Genomic DNA, 17,689 nt, shown 5'->3' on the forward strand with positions numbered 1-17,689 from the left:
AAGAGAGGGCGCATGGATGCGACCCGCGAGCGGCTCGTCGAAGCCGCCGTCCGGCTGATCACCCGGCACGGCTTCGCCGGCACGTCGCTGCAGATGATCGCCGACGAGTTGGGCTTCACCAAGGCCGCGATCTACTACCACTTCCGCACGCGCGAGCAGCTGTTGAGCGCGGTCGTCGAACCCTTCCTGGCCCGGCTGCAGACCGTGATCGAGGATGCCGAGCGGCAGCGCAGCGCGCACGCCCGAGCCGATCACATGGTGCGCGGCTACGCCGAACTGGCGGTCGGCAATCGCGCGCTGGTGTCGGTTCTGGCCGGCGATCCGAGCGTGAACGAGGCACTGCGGAACCACCCGGAATGGGACGGCGTGATCAACCGGCAGATGTCCCTGCTGGCCGATGTCGATCCGGGACCGGCCGGAACGGTCAAGGCGGCCATGGTCTTCTCCGGCATCGCCGGGGGCGCGGGTGTTGCCGGCGCGGACACCTCCGATGAGGACCTGTCCGGCTACCTGATCGACGCGGCCCGCCGCACCCTCGGCTTGCGGGCTCCACGGCGTTGACGAAAACGATTGATATTCAACAAAATACCGAAAGGAACACCATGACCGACAGAACCGCACTGGTGACCGGAGGCGCATCCGGAATCGGCAAGGCGATCGCCGACAGGCTTGCCGCAGACGGATATCGGGTCGCCACCCTCGACCTCAACGCCACCGGCGACGCGCATTCGTACGCCGCCGACGTCACCGACCGGTCCCAGGTCGACGCCGTCTTCAAAGCGGTCCGCGAGCAGTTGGGCCCGGTCACGATCCTGGTCAACTCGGCCGGTCTCAGCGATTTCACGCCGTTCACCGAGCTGACCTTCGACCGTTGGCGGAAGGTCATCGACGTCAACCTCAACGGCGTCTTCCACGTCGTCCAGGCCGCCCTGCCCGACATGATCGAGGCCGGCTGGGGCCGCATCGTCAACATCTCCTCGTCCAGCACGCATTCCGGCGTGCCGTACATGTCCGACTACGTGGCCGCCAAGTCCGCCGTCAACGGGCTCACCAAATCCCTGGCGCTGGAGTTCGGCCCGGCCGGGATCACCGTCAACGCCGTACCACCGGGTTTCATCGACACCCCGATGCTGCGTGCCGCCGAATCCCGCGGCGAACTCGGCGACATTCGCGACACGATCAAAGCCACCCCGGTGCGCCGAATGGGCAAACCCGAGGACATCGCCGCCACGTGTTCGTTCCTCATTTCAGAAGAAGCGGGCTACATCACGGGCCAGATCGTGGGCGTGAACGGCGGTCGAAATACCTGATCAGCGCCTACGCTGTGACGGGGGTCTCCCAGTGCCGGCGGATTGATATTCGCCGCACCGGGGCTTCGGTAGTTGCACTTATCTCTAATTGTTTGGGACAGTTTGAAAACCCTTTTAGTTGCTGGCTGCGTCAATAATTCGGAGGTTTGCGCGTGGCCTCATCCACCGCGACACTGCGGGACCGCTTCACACAGCGGTTCAAGCACTGGCGGTACGACCCGCCGTACAAGACCGCGTGCGCGGCGATGGTCATCCTCGTGGTGGCGGTCCTGGCATTGACGTGGATGCAGTTCCGCGGTGTATTCGAGCAGAAGACGCAGCTCACGGTGCTGTCCAACCGTTCGGGCCTCTCGATGGACCCGGGCTCGAAGGTCACCTTCAACGGAGTGCCCATCGGCCGCCTGACCGCTGTGGCCGTGGCGGATGTCGACGGCGAACAGCAGGCCAAGCTGACTCTCGACATCAAGCCCAAGTACCTGAAGCTGATCCCGGAGAACGTGACCGCGGAACTGAAGGCCACCACGGTGTTCGGCAACAAGTACATCTCGTTCGTCGCACCGGACGATCCGTCGCCGCAGCGGATCTCCCCGGACACACCGATCCGCGCCAAGGGCGTGACGACGGAGTTCAACACCCTGTTCGAGACGATCACCGCGATCTCCGAACAGATCGACCCGATCAAGCTCAACGAAACCCTGACCGCCACCGCGCAGGCCCTCGACGGCCTGGGTGACAAGTTCGGCCAGTCGATCGTCAACGGCAACGACATCCTGACCGACCTCAACGGGCGCATGCCTTCGATCCGCCGCGACATCTCCGGGCTGGCCGACCTCGGCGAGGTCTACGCCAACGCGGCTCCGGACCTGTTCGACGGTCTGGCCAACGCCGTCACCACCGCCCGCACCCTCAATCAGCAGCGCGGCAACCTGGATCAGGCGCTGGTGGCCGCGGTCGGTTTCGGCAACACCGGCGGTGACATCTTCGAGCGTGGCGGCCCCTACCTGGTCCGCGGCGCCCAAGACCTGGTGCCGGTCAGCGCCATGCTGGACCGCAACAGCCCGGCGCTGTACTGCATGATCCACAACTACGCCGAGTCCGCGCCGAAGTTCGCCCAGCAGACCCGCAACGGCTACGCGTTCGAACTGCAGGACTTCCTGGTCGGCGCGGGCAACCCGTGGGTGTACCCGGACAACCTGCCGCGGGTGAACGTTTCCGGCGGGCCCGAGGGCCGCCCCGGCTGCTGGCAGCCGATCACCAAGGATCTGTGGCCCACTCCGTACCTGGTGATGGACAGCGGCGCCTCGATCGCGCCGTACAACCACTTCGAACTCGGCCAGCCGCTGATGGCCGAGTACGTCTGGGGCCGCCAGATCGGTGCGCACACGATCAACCCGTAGGTGTCACGCGTCGCGGACCTTGGCCACCTGCTCGGTGAACACCGTGTTGAGCATCTCGACATCCGGCTCGACCGTGCGCACACTCGACTCACCGCCGACCGCGATGCACAGGACGATGATGTCGCCGATCTGGGCGGTGTAGCCCTTGATCATCATCTTCATCGTCTCGCCGCCACCGCGTGCTGTTGAGGTCATGTCGAAGCCGACCTGGGCGTCCGCCTTGCTGGCCGGCGGCTCGAGGCGCTGCACTTCCGCTTCGGCCTTCACGCCGTCCTTCTCCACGCTGAACGCCTGACACCGGCTCAGCCATTTCTCTGTCACCGCCACCAGCTCGGACCCGGGCTCACGGCTGAGGGTGGCGACCACCCCCGGGGTGCCCTGTCGTTCGCTGACCATGGCGGCCACGCCGCTGGTCAACGAGGTCTTGTCCGAGGAGTCGCAGTCCGGCGGGTCGGCCCGGCCGGCGCCTGCGTTGGCCGACTCCTCGGCCATCTTCTGGCTGACGTCCTCCACGTGCCAGCCGGCCGGGAAGTCGCTACCGGTGACCAGGAGCCCGGTCAATGACGAGTCGACCGTCACCGTCGGTTCGTCGGTACATCCGGCCAACACCAGGATGGCGGCCAGCAGTGCCCCGGCCAGTGCGCTGAACTTCCGGACGATTCGCGGCATACCGGTACCGTAAGCGGGCCGCGAGCCTGCTCAGCGCACCAATTTCAGCCCTGCCCTGCCGCTTTGACTTCGAGTTCGGCTTCGAGCCTCTCCTCGTAGGCACCCTCGTCACGGCCCAGGGCGATGGTGGCGGCGGCCATCGCGCCGATCGCCACCGACAGGGCCACCGGTTCCCACCCGGTGATCGACAGGTGCTCGCCCAGGACGACGGAGCCGAGCACCACCGCCACCACGGGCTCGAGCACCAGCATGGTCGGCACCGAGGTCTGCAGCGATCCGGCGTGAAATGCCGACTGCTGCAGCAGCGTTGCGATCACCCCGAGGGTGACCACCAGATACAGGGCCGGTGTGGTCAGCACGGCGAGCACACCGTCCACGGCGATCGTGTGCATCACGATCTTGGTCAGCACCGCGACGACACCGAACATCACGCCCACCGCCAGCGCCAGCAGTACCGCCCGGCGCCAGTCGGTGCTCCGCGTGGCGGCCAGCACGCACAGTCCGACCGCCGCGGCACACACCACGACGACGGTGACCGTGGTGGCCACCGATACCCCATAGGTTCCGGTGCTGGCCCTGGCGAGAGCCACGAACACGGTCAGCGCCCCGGTCAGCAGCAGGGCCCACAGCCATTCGGCGCGGCTGACCCGGCGGTGGGCCAGCCGGGCACTGAGCGGCAGCGCGAACAACAACGCCGACACGAGCACCGGCTGGACGAGCAGCAGCGAACCGTAACCGAGCGCCAGCGCCTGGAAGACATACCCGGCCACCGCGGACGCGGTTCCCGCCCACCACAACCTGCGGCCCAGCAAGGTGCGCAGCATGACGGTGCTGACGCCCTTCTCGGGCGGGACATCCATGGTGGCGCGCTGCCGCACCACAATGCCGACAGCCGCGAAAACCGCTGCGCAGAGGGCGAACAGCACCGCAAGACTGTTGCCGAGCAAGCCTCGTCAACCCCTTTCGGGCCAGTGTGTCGGCCCCCTCTGGCGGGGAGAAGGCCAGTGCCCTCCAACCGTAGAGCGCCGCCGGTCGTCGCGCCGCCCGGGGTTGGCCCGGCGCCTAGACGACCTGCAGATGCCGCTTCGGCGGCTCGTCGGAGGAGCCTGCGGGATCGGTCGGCGGGGCAGGAGCGATCTTGTCGTTGACGTTGGCGACGGCCAGGTCGACGCGGTTCACCGCGGTGTCGCACAGGTCGCGGACCCGCCCGCTGGCGGTCTCGACCTCATCGGCGGCACTGCGCAGATAAGCCCTGAGGTTGATCCTGAGCCGCTCGCCGGCCCTGCGCGCCCGCAGCCGCACCCGGTCGTCGACCTCGACGGTCACGTATGGCAACAATCGAAATCTCATGGCAGAAACCTCATAGCCCCGCTCCCATCTGCGCTTGCCTTGGCCCACAGTATCCGCGCCCGGCCGTGGTTCGAGCCAGACGTGATCGGCACCGCATTCGGCAGTCTATGACCGCCAGGTCACATCGGCAGCTAGCTGCCGGCGCCGTCCCAGTCGGTCAGGGTCCAACCGTCGGTCGGATTGCCCTTGATGACGACGTAGCCGGTGTTGTCGAGCGGGTGCTGCATCAGCAGCTGTGGATCAGGATTGCCGACGTTCATCTGCACCCACAACATGATCGCGGCGCCGTGCGAGTAGGCGACGGGGTTGTCGTCGCCGCTGTCGTAGATCTGCTGCACGGCTCCGTCGAACCGGGCGTCGAACTCGTTGCCGTCGATCGAACCCGGTATCCGGGCGCTCCGATCGCCGCGCAGCCACTGCTCGGGTGCCGCGAAGTAGGTCTGGACCGCGCTCGCCTCGGGCTGGCCCTCGTAGATGCCTGCCTCGACCTCGTGGAGCCCGTCCAGCACCGTGATCGGCTCGTGGAGGGTGTCGGCCATCGGCTGTGCGGTCTGCTGGGTCCGGATCATGGTCGACGCGAAGATGCCGTCGTAACGGTGGGACGCCAGCCGCTGCGCGCTCGCAACGGCCTGGGTCCGGCCCAGATCGGTGAGCGCCGGACCGGGCGTGGAGCTGTCGATGAGGCCCGAGGCGTTACCCGCCGATTGGGCGTGACGGACGAAGGTCAGCGTGATCGTCCGATAGCCGCCCGCTGCCGCCGTCGGCGCCAGCAGGGTTGCGACGACGAGCGCGATCACCGCACACAGACTTTGTAGCCGACCCATTCTCAGCCTCTCCGCGTAGTTTCATTAGCATGACTACCCTTAACGATGACAGGGTCGCACGGGCCCTGGACCGGATGTACACCGCGTCCGCCGAACAGTTCGCCAAAATGCGCGAGGACGGCTCCCGCCGGTTCGCCGACCTCTCCGGCGCCAGCGCGCAGGAGCGGGCCGATGCGCTCAGCGACATCTACATGCCGGTGACCCCCGAAGCAGGCCGGTTGCTGTACTCGCTCGTGCGGGCCACCAAGCCTGCGGTCGTCGTCGAGTTCGGTATGTCATTCGGGCTCTCGGCGCTGCACCTGGCATCGGCGGTGCGCGACAACGGAACTGGGCGGGTCTACACCACCGAGCTCAGCGCCGCCAAGATCGCGGCAGCCAAGCAGACGTTCGCCGAGACCGGCGTGGACGATGTCATCACCGTGCTCGAAGGCGATGCGTTGGAGACGCTGAAGTCGGTGACCGGGGACATCGGGTTCGTCCTGCTCGACGGCTGGAAGGAGCTCTACCTTCCGGTGCTCAAGCTGCTGGAGCCACAGCTCACCACGGGCGCGCTCGTAGTCGCGGACAACACCTCGATGGCCGACACCCAGCCGTACCTGGATCGGGTCCGGGAACCGTCGAACGGCTATGTCAGCGTCAACTTCCTCGCCCGCGACAGCGACAGCATGGAGCTCAGCTGCCGGGCCTAGTGCACCCCGCACGGCTACGGTGCTGACATGGTGGATTTCGCCCTGCGGTCGTGTGGGCTGCGCGGGCATGCGACATTCGCCCCCGATGAGCCGGAGCTGCGCGAACGCTTGCGGGTCGACACCCCCGTCGGCGAGGCCTGGCGTTGCCTGCGGTGCGAGACGTTCGTCGTCGGCCCGCCGCGCGGTCACGGGCCCGCCGACACCGCACCGGAGATTCCGCGCGGGCGCCTGCTGCGCGACCGGACCCTGATGCGGCTGCTCGCCGTCGAGCGGGCGGTGCGGGGAGTCGTCTTCGTGCTGCTGGCGGCGGGCATCCTCAAGGTCCGTGCGTCCCAGAGTCAGCTGAAGGACGCATTCGAGAAGGACATCCCGCTGATGCGGCCGCTGGCCGACCAAATCGGTTGGAACATAGATGATTCCAAAATCGTTCGGCACATCGGCGAGGCCTTCACCTTGTCGTCGACCACCTTGCTGTGGATCGCCGCCGGGGTGGCCGCCTATGCCCTGATCGAGTTCACCGAGGCCGTCGGGCTGTGGCTGATGAAGCGGTGGGGCGAGTACTTCGCGGTGATCGCCACCGGCGTGTTCCTGCCGCTGGAGATCTACGAGCTGACCGAGAAGGTGACCGTCCTGCGCGTCGGCGCGCTGGCGATCAACCTCGCCGCTGTCATCTGGTTGCTCTGGAGCAAAAGGCTTTTCGGAATCAACGGTGGCGGCAAGGCTTACCGTGCCGAGCACCACACCGAGAGTCTGCTCAGTGTCGAGCGGGCCGGGTTGGCTGTTCCAGATGTTCCTCACGGGCGCGATAGCGATACGCCGACGGAGTCTCACCGCAGAACTGGCTGAAGCATCGGGTGAACGAGCTGAGGTTCTCGAAACCCACGGCGGTCGCGGTCGCCTGCACCGATTGGTCCGGCCCGGCCAGCAGCGCCATGGATCGCAGCATCCGGGCATGCAGAAGGTATGTCCGCCAAGAGATTCCGATCGCCTCGGTGAACATGCGCCGCAACGTCCGTTCGGACACCGCGACCGCCCGGCTGACATCCTCGGCCGTCACCGAGGCGAGGTGCTCCTTGGTGTAGGCCAATGCCGCAGCCACGATCGGGTGATCGGTGGTGGGCAGGCTCAGCGGCGCTTCGTGGTCGAGCGCGTCGGCGACGAGGTTGGCCAGGGTCCGGAAGAACGTGTCGGACGTGTCGTCACCGTGGGCGCGGTCGACCGGCCAGCGCAGCCCGTAGATCATCATCTCGCGGATCAGCGGCGAGACCGCGATGATCCTGGCCCGGTCCCCCGGGTCGGCGATCATCTGCGCGTCGAACATCACCGCGACGGTCTTGACGTCGGGGTTCATCACCGCCTGGTGCTGGAGTCCGGCCGGGATCCAGGCGGCCTGTTGCGGCGGCAGCAGGTAGTGCGCGACGTCGGTCTCCACCTCCACCACGCCGTGCAGCGCGTACTCGATCTGGTGCACCTCATGGGAGTGCCAGCCGGTGATCAGCCCGTCGCCCTCGTAGAGGTAGCTACCGGCCGGCGCGCGGCCGCCGCGGCGCAGTTCGATGACCGGCCTCGACAGGTTGGCCGATTGAGTTAAACCTCTGTCCGAAAGTGCAGAGACGGTCACGCCATCCGAGGGTACTAGTTGAGTCATGCAGACCGACGACCTGATCCTGATCAGCATCGACGACCATGTCGTCGAGCCGCCCGACATGTTCCTGCGCCACGTTCCGGCCAAGTACAGGGACGAGGCCCCGATCGTCGTCACCGACGACAAGGGCGTCGACCAGTGGATGTACCAGGGCCGCCCCCAGGGTGTGTCCGGTCTGAACGCCGTGGTGTCCTGGCCGGCCGAAGAGTGGGGCCGCGATCCCGCCGGGTTCGCCGAGATGCGCCCTGGCGTCTACGACGTGCACGAGCGGGTCCGCGACATGGACCGCAACGGCATCCTGGCCTCGATGTGTTTCCCGACCTTCACCGGGTTCTCCGCGCGGCACCTGAACATGACGCGCGAAGACGTCACCCTGGTCATGGTTTCGGCGTACAACGACTGGCACATAGACGAGTGGGCCGGCTCGTATCCCGGCCGGTTCGTCCCGATCGCGATCCTGCCGACCTGGACGCCGGAGGGCATGTGCGCCGAGATCCGGCGCGTGGCCGCCAAGGGTTGCCGGGCCGTCACCATGCCGGAACTGCCACACCTGGAAGGACTTCCGAGCTACCACGACGAGGACTACTGGGGCCCGGTGTTCCGGACCCTGTCCGAGGAGAACGTGGTGATGTGCCTGCACATCGGCACGGGCTTCGGCGCGATCAGCATGGCGCCCAACGCGCCGATCGACAACCTGATCATCCTGGCCACCCAGGTATCGGCCATGTGCGCCCAGGACCTGCTGTGGGGACCCGCGATGCGCAACTACCCCGACCTCAAGTTCGCCTTCTCCGAGGGCGGAATCGGTTGGATTCCTTTCTATCTGGACCGCAGCGACCGCCACTACACCAACCAGAAGTGGCTGCGCCGCGACTTCGGCGACAAGCTGCCCAGCGATGTGTTCCGCGAGCACTCACTGGCCTGCTACGTGACCGACAAGACGTCGCTGAAGCTCCGGCACGAGATCGGCATCGACATCATCGCCTGGGAGTGCGACTACCCGCACAGCGACTGCTTCTGGCCCGACGCACCCGAGCAGGTGCTGGCCGAGCTGAATGCCGCGGGCGCAAGCGACTCCGACATCAACAAGATCACCTGGGAGAACTCGGCCCGGTTCTTCAGCTGGGATCCGTTCCAGCACACCGCACGCGATCAGGCCAACGTCGGCGCCCTGCGCGCCAAGGCCACCGACGTCGACACCTCGATCCGTCCGCGCGCGGAGTGGGCCCGCCTCTACGAACAGAAGCAGCTCACGAAGGCCTGACCTGGCGCCGGGTCGATTTTGGTGCCGCGCGCCCCTCGTTCCGTGAGTGACAATGTGATCACTCACGCGAACGAGGGGTCACGAGGTGCCGTATACGGTGTCGCAGGTTCGAGCGTCCGATCCTGAGTCGTTGCTCAACGCATCCCGCGACGCGGAAACGGCAGCGGCGCGGGTGGACGCCCAGATCAGCAAGGCGAAGTCGCAGTTCGTCACCCTGGCGACCGACTGGACAGGTACTGCCGCGGACGCCGCGCAGAAGCAGGGCCGCGAGATGTTCGAGGACCAGGCGGAATACCGGGACAAATTGCGCGCGTTGACCACTCCACTGTCGAGTGGCGGCAGAAAACTCGCCGATATCCGCTCCAGCCTCGACAAGGCGGTCGATTCCGCTGAGGAGTGGTGGGATGTCGCCGACGACGGCGCGGTGAAGCCCGGCCGGATGCTGGCCTGGTTCGCGTCGCGCTCTCGGGTGAACGCACTGATCGTGGAATCCAGGCGGATCCCGATCGAGTGCGACATCAAACTGAAACTCGCCCAGTTCGAGGCCGCCGATCGCGACACCGCCTACAAGCTGCGCAAGATCGGCTGGGACCTCTCGTGACCCCGCCGTTGACCGTGACGGTCGCGACGATGCGGGCGACCGCAACCGGTCTGGAGGATCTGGCAAGCGGTTTCTACAACGACGGCGGCGGACCGATGCTGTCGGCTGCGGCCGGTCCGGTCGCCGGGCTGGACAGCGGCTCGGCCTGCCGCGAAGTCGGTGACGCCTTTCTGCGGCGTGCGCAGGTTCTCGGGACCGCGGCGTCGACCTTCGCCGGAAAACTGGATTCGGGGGCGTTCCTGTACGAGCACGGCGATATCGCAGCCGCCGAACGGATCGAGTTCGACCCGCCCGAAGAAGAAGAGAAGCGTATCGGCGACGATCCGGGTGAGCCCGGCTACGACCCGGTCAACGAGTACGAGGAGGCGCTGCGTGACGCTGGCTTGCTCGACGGCCCGTCCGAGGGGTTCTACCGGGAGTGGTTACAGAACGCGGTAGACAACGACGTTCCGCCCGAGGTGATAGTCGATATCGCCCGCAGCCAGCACATCACACCTCAGAGTTTCGATGTGCTCAAGGGCGCAGAGCGGGTCACCGACAACAACGGCAAGTCCTACTTCCTGCTACCGAAAGGCACCAGCAGCGAGGATGCCCGCAAGGCTGCCCTGATGACGTACATCCTCAATGCCGACACCGGATATGGAGACGCAGAGGGCAGTGCCGGCAATGACTTCTCCGAGACGCCGTACACCGCGGCCGATGTGCAGCGCATCGTCGACCGGCAGAATGCGAACGGATGGAGCTACGCGGCTGCCGAACACTTCACCGGCCGCCTCACGACCACACCGAATGGCATGCTGATGGGATTGGGCGGCAGTTTGATCGAAGATCCGCTGAGCCAGCAGGGCGGTTCGACCTATGGGGACGTCTTCCTGCTGAACATCGACAATCCGTCCGATCCCGCTCAACAACTGCGCGACATCGTCCGCAACGGGCACGCGTTCTATGAGAGCGACAACGGCGGGCCGGCCCGCCCCGGAGCGCTGGACCTTGATCGGTTGCTGCACCACGAGGAGCGCCACTCCCAGCAGTGGGCTCAACTCGGCTTCGAGAATTTTGTGGAGCAGTACGGGCAGAAGATGCTGGAGGAGCAGGTCACCGGCAGCCGCAATCCGTTCGAGACCAACGCCGGTGCGTCGGATGGCGGTTATCAGTGATGACTCGTATTTCAGGTTCGATGCTGATCGCGCTGACGCTGGTTCTCGCGATATGCGGCTGTAATCCGCTGGGCAAGAACCCGATTGCCCCCTCGGTCCCCGTCGCGTTCGGCATTCGCGTCACCGACGGCAACCTGCGCATCTGGACGGGCGTGCCCTGCCCCGGAACCACCGAAGTGGACGTGACCTTCGATCAGGAACAGACCGATCGGGCTGAGCTGAAGCTGACCATGCCGGGACCCGCCGCGCAACGGGGAGCCGCACCGTACCCAGGGGTCGAGGTCGAGCATCTGACGATCGGCGGCCCCTATTCCGGATTCGAGGTCCGCTCGGCGCTACCTGACGGTTTCGACTGGCGCACAGCCGAGATGGTGTCTCTGTTCACCCGCGGAGCTCCGATCACCTGGGGAGCGGACAGCCAACTTGCCGAGGCGAAGGAACACTCCGGCGAGCATCCGAATGACACCTACTGGTTTCAGGGCATCGGGTGGCTGAACCCAACCCAGGTGGCCGAGCAGGCCGGCAGGACCTTCATCCCGATCTGCAGCCCCGACCCAGCCAAGAACCATGAGCTCCCAAGGCTTTTCGGCGTTCGCGTTACCGATGGGAGCCTACGGATCTGGCCAGGATCCCACTGCGACGCCGTCGAGCACGTGATCGTCACGTTCCAGCCCGGACAAGCCGACCTCGTCCTCAGTGCATCCCACCCCTACAGCGTTCGACTCGATCAGCTCACCATCGGGAACCCGCTGTCCGACTTCGACGTCACCAGACCACTGCCCGGTGGATTCGACTGGAATACCGCCGCCACGGTCCTTCTGCGCGTGTTTCAGCAGACCAACACCGACCCTTGGACCACGCCCACCGACCTGGCCCCTGCCCGCACCGAATCCACCCAGCACCCCGAAGACACCTATTGGTTCCAAGGATTCGGCTGGCTCGATCCCACTCAGGTTTCCGCCCGCGACGGCAAAGACTTCCTGACCGCCTGCGCGCAGGCGAAGTAGCCTCAGGCGCGAAGAGGTACTCCACCGCCCTTTGCGTTCATCGACGTGAAGGCCTCTGCGGCGGACACTTGGTCGGCGGGGATGCTCGCGGCGGTGACGGCGAGTGACTTGAATGCCCGTGCGGCCGCACTGAGGCTGTGCCCGAACAGGTGGCTCGGATCCGGCGATTCACCCCAGACCAGGACCTCGGCACAGCCGGTGGGGATCTGGTGACCGTCACCGGAAATCGCGCGCGCATACGCCTCGGCACCCATCACCAGGACACACTGTTCCTCGTCCGGGGGCCCGGGTGATGCCGCCGCGTCGACGAGCTCGGCGCCGAGAATCTGGACCGGTCGGGTGTCAGCCGGCGCGTCGGAGTTCTCGAGGAGCTGCACGCTCACTCGCCAACCGCTCATCATCCGGTCGACGATCAGTCCCCCGGCGTTCGCGGCCAGTTCCGCGGCATCACCGGCGATCACGTGCATGCGGTAGGTGACGGCACCACTGCCCTTTTCACCCTTCATCGCCGCAACCCAACCCGGTCGAGTACCACCTGCGAAGTCGTCAACGTGACCTCCCACCGGATCGGCAACCTGTCCCGATGTCATTCCGGGACGCCCAACTGTAATAGTTACAGTAGGTTCGGTTCAAGTATCCGATCGGCTGGTACGCGGCTAGTGGGTGATCTGCCAGTCCGCGGCCTCGCGCTGCTGGTTCCAGAACTCGTCGAACCGTCCGCGCGCGGCCAGCAGTTCCTCGATGGTGCCGTCCTCGACGATTCGTCCGCCGTCGAGGAACAGCACCCGGTCAGCGTGCCGGATGCTGGCCAGCCGGTGTGCGACGATCACGCGGGTCCTGGACCGCTCGTCGGCGGTGAGCGCATCGACCACCGCGGCCTCGTTCTCGGTGTCCAGCGCGCTGGTCGCCTCGTCCACCAGTAGCACCGGCGCCGGTTTGACCAGGGCACGGGCGATGCTGACCCGCTGCCGCTCGCCACCGGACAGCGCTGTCCCGGCTTCGCCGACCTTGGCGCCGTCACCGTCGGGCAGCCGGTCGGTCAGCTCATCCACGCGAGCCAGCCGCGCCGCGCTCGCGAGCTGCTCGGCATCGGCATTCGGATCGCCGACCAGGATGTTTTCCCGAATGGTCCCGTCGAACAGGTAGGGGTGCTGGAACACCACGCTCGTTGCCGCCCTACGTGTTTCGGCGTCCATCCGGGCGGTGTCGACCCCGTCGATCAGCACCCGCCCTGCGGTCGGCTGGTGCAGCCCCGCGATGAGCGACAGGATGGTGCTCTTCCCCGATCCGGACGGGCCGACGATCGCGGTGGTGCCGCCGGGCTCCAGGGCGAAGCTGACATCCTCAAGCACCGGGTTGGTTCCGTAACCGAAAGTCACCCGGTCGAATTCGATGCGGGGCGCGGTGTCCGCGGACAACGTGGCGGTCCCGGTGGCCATCACGGGAGCATCCAGGACGGCGCGGATCCGGCCGAGCGAGGCCCGGGTGGATTCGATCGCCGGGGCCAGCTCCGAGAGCGAGGTGAACGGCTCGAGATAGCGCGCGGCGACGACGATCATCGCGATCGCCTCGGGCACGCCGAGGGCGCCGCGCACCGTCAGGAAGGTGGCCATACCGGCCAGGATCAGCAGCGCCAGTTGGCTGGCCAGGCTGAACAACAGCTGTCCGGGCACCTGCATCAGCAGCAGCCGCATGCTGGCCCCGTGCTGCGCGGCCAGCGCATCGCCCACCATGCTGCGGGCCGGCTCCACCCGTCGGGCCGCACGCAGGGCCTGCTGGGTGCGGGCGAACTCGATGATGCGTTCGGTGAACGCCCGGTTCGTCTCGTCGGCCACACTGTCGGCCTTGCGGCTCAACCGGCCCGAGGCCCAGAACGCGCCGAGCAGGATCACCACACCGGCCAGCGCGGCCAGCCCGAGGCGAACCGAGATGAACAGCAGCGCAACGGCAATGGCCGCAGGCAGCAGAATCGCTCCGATCAGCGGCGTGAGCAGGTTGACCACCATGCCGACCAGTTCCGGTCCGGTGGCGGCGATCGCCTGGCGGGCGTTGGCGGTGTTCGAGCCGCCATCGCCACCCAGCCAGTCCATCCTGATGCTCGGCAGCCGGTCGGCCACGTCGTGCTGAGTGTGGTCCAGCAGTGCGAAGCCGAGGTCGAACCCGAGCCGCGAGGTCGCGGTGTCGACGATCCAGCCGATCACGGTCGCGGCGGTGAGCCAGCCCAGCCAGGGCAGAGCGTCGCGCGGCACGTCGCTGAACAAGGCCGCCACCAGGGGGATCAACAGCACGGTGCCGGCCGCGCGGATCACCACCGAGGCCAGCGTGAGCGCGGCGTAGATGCCGACCTTCCCGCGGCGGTCCGCCGGGATGAGGGCGATCAGGGTGCGGATCATCGGGCCTCTCCTGCCGTGACGGTATCGCCGGGGCGCAGGGATTGTCCGGTCTGCCAGAGCTGGCGGTAGCGCCCGCCCGCGGCCAGCAGTTCTTCATGCGTGCCGGTCTCGGCGATCTGCCCGGCGTCGAGAACCACGATCTGGTCCGCGTGGGTGATCGTGTGCAGCCGGTGGGCGATCACCAGGACGGTACGGTCTTTGGTCAGCCGGTTGAGTGCCTGCTGCACAAGGTATTCCGACTCCGGGTCGGCGAAGGCCGTGGCCTCGTCCAGGATCAGCACCGGGGTGTCGGCCAGGATGGCCCTGGCGATGGTCAACCGCTGCCGTTCACCGCCGGACAGTGCCGACGACGCCGAGAGCACCGTCTGGTACCCGTCGGGCAGCCGCAGGATGCGCTCGTGGATCTGGGCGTCGCGGGCGGCCTGCTCGATCCGCGCCTGGTCGGCCTCCGGGTCGGCCAGCGCGATGTTCTCGGCGACGGTGCCTGCCACGAGCTGGGTTTCCTGCAGCACGAACCCGACCCGGCGGTACAGCTCGTCGGCCGGCAACGATCGAACATCCTTGCCGTCCAACTGGATCGACCCGGAGTCGACATCGTGGAAGCGGGCCAGCAGCGCCGCGAGCGTGGACTTGCCCGACCCCGACGGGCCGACCAGCGCGGTCACGGTGCCCGGGCGCAAGGTCAGCGATACGTCCTTGATCACCGGGACGCTCGGCCGGTACCCGAAGGTCACGCGAGCGAACTCCACGCCACCGGGTGCGCCCGCCGCGCCCTGCTGCTCAAGCAGCCCCAGGTCCGCCTCGTCGAGCGCGTTCTGGATGCGACGCGCGGCCAGCATGCCGCCGCGGATCCCGCCGAGCCCGTATCCGACGCCGAGCAGCCGAACCCCGAACGTGGTGCCCAGCAACAGGAACGGCAGCAGGTCGACCGGGTCCATCGAGCCGCCGATGATCATCGGGGTGCCGACGGCGACGATCAGCCACAGGAAGGTGCCCGGCCGGGTCACCAGGTCCATCAAGGATTTCTTGCCGGTGAAGGGGCGCTGCCAGCCGACCAGGAAGCCGATGTACTCGTCGAGGCGGCGACGGAAACTCGACGACGCCGCCCCGCCGAACACCCGCACGACGGGCTGGCCTTCGAGGTAGGCGCCCGCCTCCCCGCTCATGCGGTCGGCCCAGCGCTGCGCCTGCCCGATCTTGGCGCCGGACTGGATCGTCATCACCGACATCAGCACCAGGTAGGTGAGCACCGGGATGAAGAGCACGAGGGCCAGCCGCCAGTCGACGGCGAACAGGTAGACGAGCACGGCCACCGGTGCCACCACCGCAGCCACCGCGTCCGGGATCGCGTGGGTCACCAGGTAGTGCAGCGACAGGGTGTCGTCCTGCACCAGTTGCTTGATCGAGCCGGAGCCCCGCGCGGTGAACCACCCCAGCGGCAGCCGCGACATCTTGGTCAGCAGCCGGGTCCGCAGGTCACGGGCGAACTTTGCGTCAAGGCGGTGCAGCCACAGGGTGAGTCCGGCTCCCAGCAAGGCACCGAGACCCAGCAGCCACACGGCGGTCAAACCCAGTGTCCACAACCGGGATTCCTCGGCGCCGGCCAGGAGCAGCCGAGCGAGTTCGACCAGCAGCACGAAGGGAGCGAGCTGGATCAGCGTGATGATCGCCTGCAGTACCCCCGAGATGATCAGCGGGGTTTTCAGCGGGGCCAGTAGTCGGCCCGCGCCCTGTGCGCGCCAGGTTCCGCGGGACGCCGCGGCAGCCGCCGGCGCGGGAACGGGCTCGGCCACAGCGGTTTCCGGCTCGGCTGGGTTCTCGGTCTCCTCGGTGCGATCGGTGCCCATGGCGCGGCCTTCGGTCCAGTAGGCCTGGGCGTGCAGTTCGGACTTGGGAAAGCCGAACTCGTCCTTCAACCGCGTGCGCAGATGTTTGAGTGAGCCGGCCTCCGGCGTCACCCAGCAATACCAATCCGACCAGTCCCTGGCCTCGATCGCTGCGGCCAGTGACGTCGTGTCATGGCGCTTGACCCAGTGCACCCGCAGCCGCGGGTGCTCGGCGATCGGGATCAAGAGGTCGTTCTCGTCGTGCTCCTCGAGATAGACCTCGATCGGGATGTCTTGGGGCAGTGCGCCGATGATGCCGTTGATGGCGGGGGTGGCCGCCGCGTCACCGATCAGCAGATAGCCGGCGGGCAGCTCCTCCGGCACGGTGAACCCCGTCGACCCGAGGCTCATCACCGGGATGGAGTCGCCCGGCTTGGCGGCCCTGGCCCATTTCGACGCCGGGCCCGACGGTTCGTGCAGCACCACGTCGACGGCGAAATGACCGGTGGCCGGATCCATTTCGGACATCGTGTAACCGCGCTGGAACTCGGTCTTCGAGCCGTCGGGGTCCGGAACCCAGAACCGCAGGTACGACGTCGGTTCGGCCACGGCGTCCTCGAACACCGTCGGCGACACCATGCGCAGGCGCACCAGGTTCGGCGTCAGGTAGATGGTTTCGACCACCGTCGCCTGGTGATCACGCGCGCCGAAGCCGCGCATCATCACTCCCTGAAATCCGCGTGCCATCAGCGGTCCCCTCCCCTGGCGGTCAGATCCGCCACGATGTCGGTAATCGCCCGGCCGGGGACCACGGACGTCAACAGTCCCCGGATCAGTGCGTTCATCAGAAGTTCCAGGTACTGCGGACTGCGCAGTCGCGCGCCCGCGGTGTGTACCGGGCCCAGCGCCGCGTCGCCGGCCAGCCGTTCGGCGGCGGCGTCGCGTTCCAGGACGAATCCGTCGTCGCCGCCGCTGGCCTCGGCCTTGAGCTCGTGCTGGGCGGCCAGCCCGATGGCCAGCACGGCCACCGAACTGGTCAGCAATGCGGCGGCCTCGGCCGCGTAACCGCGCCGGCCCAACGCGGCGATCTCGTCGGCCAGCAGCCGGTCGCCGGACTCCCCGCGCGGGAACAGCACCTGCATGTAGGTGGCCAGGCCGGGGTTGGCCAGGGCGTAGCGGTGCACGGTCACCCCGAATGCCAGCAGGTGGTCTTCGACGGACCAGGCTGGGTCGTCGGTGAACTCGAGCTCCGCGAGCAGGCTCTCCCCGACCAGGCGTTCAAGCTCCCAGCGGCCGGTGATGTGGCGGTACAGCGCGGTCGCCGAGACGCCGAGCCGCGTGGCCACCGCGTTGACGCTCAGGTTTCGCATGCCGAGCTCGCGTCCCGCGGCGACGATGTCGGACACCGTGATCAGCGGCGGGCGCCCACCCACGCGCGCGACCCGCGCGGGGACCCCGGATCCGGTCACTACTACCTCCACAGGAAAGTTACCCCCACAAACTAAGGGTCACCTTAGTCCCAGTCAACCGCTCCCTCCAGTAACAGAGCGTTTGCTC

At 67.2% G+C, this 17,689-nt stretch carries 18 protein-coding genes; 9 read left to right on the top strand and 9 right to left on the bottom strand.

Annotated elements, in window-relative coordinates; all coding sequences use genetic code 11:
* The first annotated feature begins 12 nt into the window (after positions 1–12).
* From G6N57_RS05155 to G6N57_RS05165, 3 genes are all read left to right on the top strand, one after another.
* Complete coding sequence (locus G6N57_RS05155; protein ID WP_077739568.1) at positions 13–561, top strand: TetR/AcrR family transcriptional regulator; 549 nt, start codon at positions 13–15, stop codon at positions 559–561.
* Positions 562–602: 41 nt separating this feature from the next.
* Positions 603–1,310 (top strand): SDR family NAD(P)-dependent oxidoreductase, encoded by a 708-nt coding sequence (locus G6N57_RS05160; protein ID WP_077739569.1) that lies wholly within the window; start codon positions 603–605, stop codon positions 1,308–1,310.
* Positions 1,311–1,555: 245 nt separating this feature from the next.
* Positions 1,556–2,707 carry an MCE family protein gene (locus tag G6N57_RS05165; protein ID WP_077741769.1) on the top strand — a complete coding sequence of 384 codons (1,152 nt, stop codon included), beginning with the start codon at positions 1,556–1,558 and terminating at the stop codon, positions 2,705–2,707.
* Positions 2,708–2,710: 3 nt separating this feature from the next.
* On the opposite strand, the gene G6N57_RS05170 is transcribed toward G6N57_RS05165, so the two are convergent.
* The 4 genes from G6N57_RS05170 to G6N57_RS05185 form a co-directional block, all read right to left on the bottom strand.
* Positions 2,711–3,376 (bottom strand): hypothetical protein, encoded by a 666-nt coding sequence (locus tag G6N57_RS05170; RefSeq protein WP_077739570.1) that lies wholly within the window; start codon positions 3,374–3,376, stop codon positions 2,711–2,713.
* Positions 3,377–3,420: 44 nt separating this feature from the next.
* Complete coding sequence (locus G6N57_RS05175) at positions 3,421–4,323, bottom strand: DMT family transporter (protein WP_077739571.1); 903 nt, start codon at positions 4,321–4,323, stop codon at positions 3,421–3,423.
* Between the two features lie 115 nt (positions 4,324–4,438).
* Entirely contained in the window at positions 4,439–4,726 is a 288-nt protein-coding gene (locus G6N57_RS05180; RefSeq protein WP_077739572.1) for a hypothetical protein, read from the bottom strand.
* A gap of 131 nt (positions 4,727–4,857) precedes the next feature.
* Positions 4,858–5,550 (bottom strand): histidine phosphatase family protein, encoded by a 693-nt coding sequence (locus G6N57_RS05185; RefSeq protein ID WP_077739573.1) that lies wholly within the window; start codon positions 5,548–5,550, stop codon positions 4,858–4,860.
* Positions 5,551–5,657: 107 nt separating this feature from the next.
* Between G6N57_RS05185 and G6N57_RS05190 the strand changes: the two genes are divergently transcribed.
* Positions 5,658–6,239 (top strand): O-methyltransferase, encoded by a 582-nt coding sequence (locus tag G6N57_RS05190; protein WP_407665975.1) that lies wholly within the window; start codon positions 5,658–5,660, stop codon positions 6,237–6,239.
* A 27-nt stretch (positions 6,240–6,266) separates the two neighbouring features.
* Positions 6,267–7,085, top strand: coding sequence for a DUF2127 domain-containing protein (locus tag G6N57_RS05195; protein ID WP_077739575.1), 819 nt, complete (start codon positions 6,267–6,269; stop codon positions 7,083–7,085).
* Here G6N57_RS05195 and G6N57_RS05200 read toward each other — a convergent pair.
* Positions 6,994–7,860: an AraC family transcriptional regulator gene (locus tag G6N57_RS05200; protein WP_174814457.1), complete on the bottom strand. Its 867-nt coding sequence runs from the start codon at positions 7,858–7,860 to the stop codon at positions 6,994–6,996. The genes G6N57_RS05195 and G6N57_RS05200 overlap by 92 nt on opposite strands.
* 25 nt (positions 7,861–7,885) lie before the next feature.
* Here G6N57_RS05200 and G6N57_RS05205 point away from each other — a divergent pair, with 25 nt between their 5' ends.
* From G6N57_RS05205 to G6N57_RS05220, 4 genes are all read left to right on the top strand, one after another.
* Positions 7,886–9,148, top strand: a complete 1,263-nt coding sequence (locus G6N57_RS05205) for an amidohydrolase family protein (protein ID WP_077739577.1) — start codon at positions 7,886–7,888, stop codon at positions 9,146–9,148.
* Between the two features lie 97 nt (positions 9,149–9,245).
* The gene (locus G6N57_RS05210; protein ID WP_234815735.1) at positions 9,246–9,749 is read left to right on the top strand and encodes a WXG100 family type VII secretion target; all 504 of its coding nucleotides are present in this window, start codon (positions 9,246–9,248) and stop codon (positions 9,747–9,749) included.
* Positions 9,746–10,906 carry a WXG100 family type VII secretion target gene (locus G6N57_RS05215; protein WP_097926164.1) on the top strand — a complete coding sequence of 387 codons (1,161 nt, stop codon included), beginning with the start codon at positions 9,746–9,748 and terminating at the stop codon, positions 10,904–10,906. The genes G6N57_RS05210 and G6N57_RS05215 overlap by 4 nt, the downstream gene beginning before the upstream one ends.
* Entirely contained in the window at positions 10,906–11,913 is a 1,008-nt protein-coding gene (locus G6N57_RS05220) for a hypothetical protein (protein WP_133118339.1), read from the top strand. The genes G6N57_RS05215 and G6N57_RS05220 overlap by 1 nt, the downstream gene beginning before the upstream one ends.
* Before the next feature lie 2 nt (positions 11,914–11,915).
* Here the strand turns inward: G6N57_RS05220 and G6N57_RS05225 are convergent, their stop codons facing one another.
* From G6N57_RS05225 to G6N57_RS05240, 4 genes are all read right to left on the bottom strand, one after another.
* Positions 11,916–12,419 carry a hypothetical protein gene (locus tag G6N57_RS05225; protein ID WP_077739580.1) on the bottom strand — a complete coding sequence of 168 codons (504 nt, stop codon included), beginning with the start codon at positions 12,417–12,419 and terminating at the stop codon, positions 11,916–11,918.
* 150 nt (positions 12,420–12,569) lie between these two features.
* On the bottom strand, positions 12,570–14,306 hold the full coding sequence (locus tag G6N57_RS05230) for an ABC transporter ATP-binding protein (protein ID WP_077739581.1): 1,737 nt from the start codon (positions 14,304–14,306) through the stop codon (positions 12,570–12,572).
* Entirely contained in the window at positions 14,303–16,879 is a 2,577-nt protein-coding gene (locus G6N57_RS05235) for an ABC transporter ATP-binding protein/permease (protein WP_077739582.1), read from the bottom strand. Before G6N57_RS05235 ends, G6N57_RS05230 begins: the two co-directional genes overlap by 4 nt.
* Positions 16,879–17,601: a TetR/AcrR family transcriptional regulator gene (locus G6N57_RS05240; RefSeq protein WP_077739583.1), complete on the bottom strand. Its 723-nt coding sequence runs from the start codon at positions 17,599–17,601 to the stop codon at positions 16,879–16,881. Before G6N57_RS05240 ends, G6N57_RS05235 begins: the two co-directional genes overlap by 1 nt.
* Between the last annotated feature and the right edge of the window lie 88 nt (positions 17,602–17,689).

Origin of the sequence: Mycolicibacterium boenickei, assembly GCF_010731295.1 — a bacterium.
GTDB lineage: Bacteria > Actinomycetota > Actinomycetes > Mycobacteriales > Mycobacteriaceae > Mycobacterium > Mycobacterium boenickei.

What these genes read in the sequence shown, in the direction of transcription:
- G6N57_RS05185 (WP_077739573.1), bottom strand. Translation starts at nt 5,550, where the DNA reads ATGGGTCGGCTACAAAGTCTGTGTGCGGTGATCGCGCTCGTCGTCGCA.
- G6N57_RS05220 (WP_133118339.1), top strand. Translation starts at nt 10,906, where the DNA reads ATGACTCGTATTTCAGGTTCGATGCTGATCGCGCTGACGCTGGTTCTC.
- G6N57_RS05155 (WP_077739568.1), top strand. Translation starts at nt 13, where the DNA reads ATGGATGCGACCCGCGAGCGGCTCGTCGAAGCCGCCGTCCGGCTGATC.
- G6N57_RS05195 (WP_077739575.1), top strand. Translation starts at nt 6,267, where the DNA reads ATGGTGGATTTCGCCCTGCGGTCGTGTGGGCTGCGCGGGCATGCGACA.
- G6N57_RS05225 (WP_077739580.1), bottom strand. Translation starts at nt 12,419, where the DNA reads ATGAAGGGTGAAAAGGGCAGTGGTGCCGTCACCTACCGCATGCACGTG.
- G6N57_RS05230 (WP_077739581.1), bottom strand. Translation starts at nt 14,306, where the DNA reads ATGATCCGCACCCTGATCGCCCTCATCCCGGCGGACCGCCGCGGGAAG.
- G6N57_RS05165 (WP_077741769.1), top strand. Translation starts at nt 1,556, where the DNA reads ATGGTCATCCTCGTGGTGGCGGTCCTGGCATTGACGTGGATGCAGTTC.
- G6N57_RS05235 (WP_077739582.1), bottom strand. Translation starts at nt 16,879, where the DNA reads ATGGCACGCGGATTTCAGGGAGTGATGATGCGCGGCTTCGGCGCGCGT.
- G6N57_RS05205 (WP_077739577.1), top strand. Translation starts at nt 7,886, where the DNA reads ATGCAGACCGACGACCTGATCCTGATCAGCATCGACGACCATGTCGTC.
- G6N57_RS05190 (WP_407665975.1), top strand. Translation starts at nt 5,658, where the DNA reads ATGCGCGAGGACGGCTCCCGCCGGTTCGCCGACCTCTCCGGCGCCAGC.
- G6N57_RS05180 (WP_077739572.1), bottom strand. Translation starts at nt 4,726, where the DNA reads ATGAGATTTCGATTGTTGCCATACGTGACCGTCGAGGTCGACGACCGG.
- G6N57_RS05160 (WP_077739569.1), top strand. Translation starts at nt 603, where the DNA reads ATGACCGACAGAACCGCACTGGTGACCGGAGGCGCATCCGGAATCGGC.
- G6N57_RS05170 (WP_077739570.1), bottom strand. Translation starts at nt 3,376, where the DNA reads ATGCCGCGAATCGTCCGGAAGTTCAGCGCACTGGCCGGGGCACTGCTG.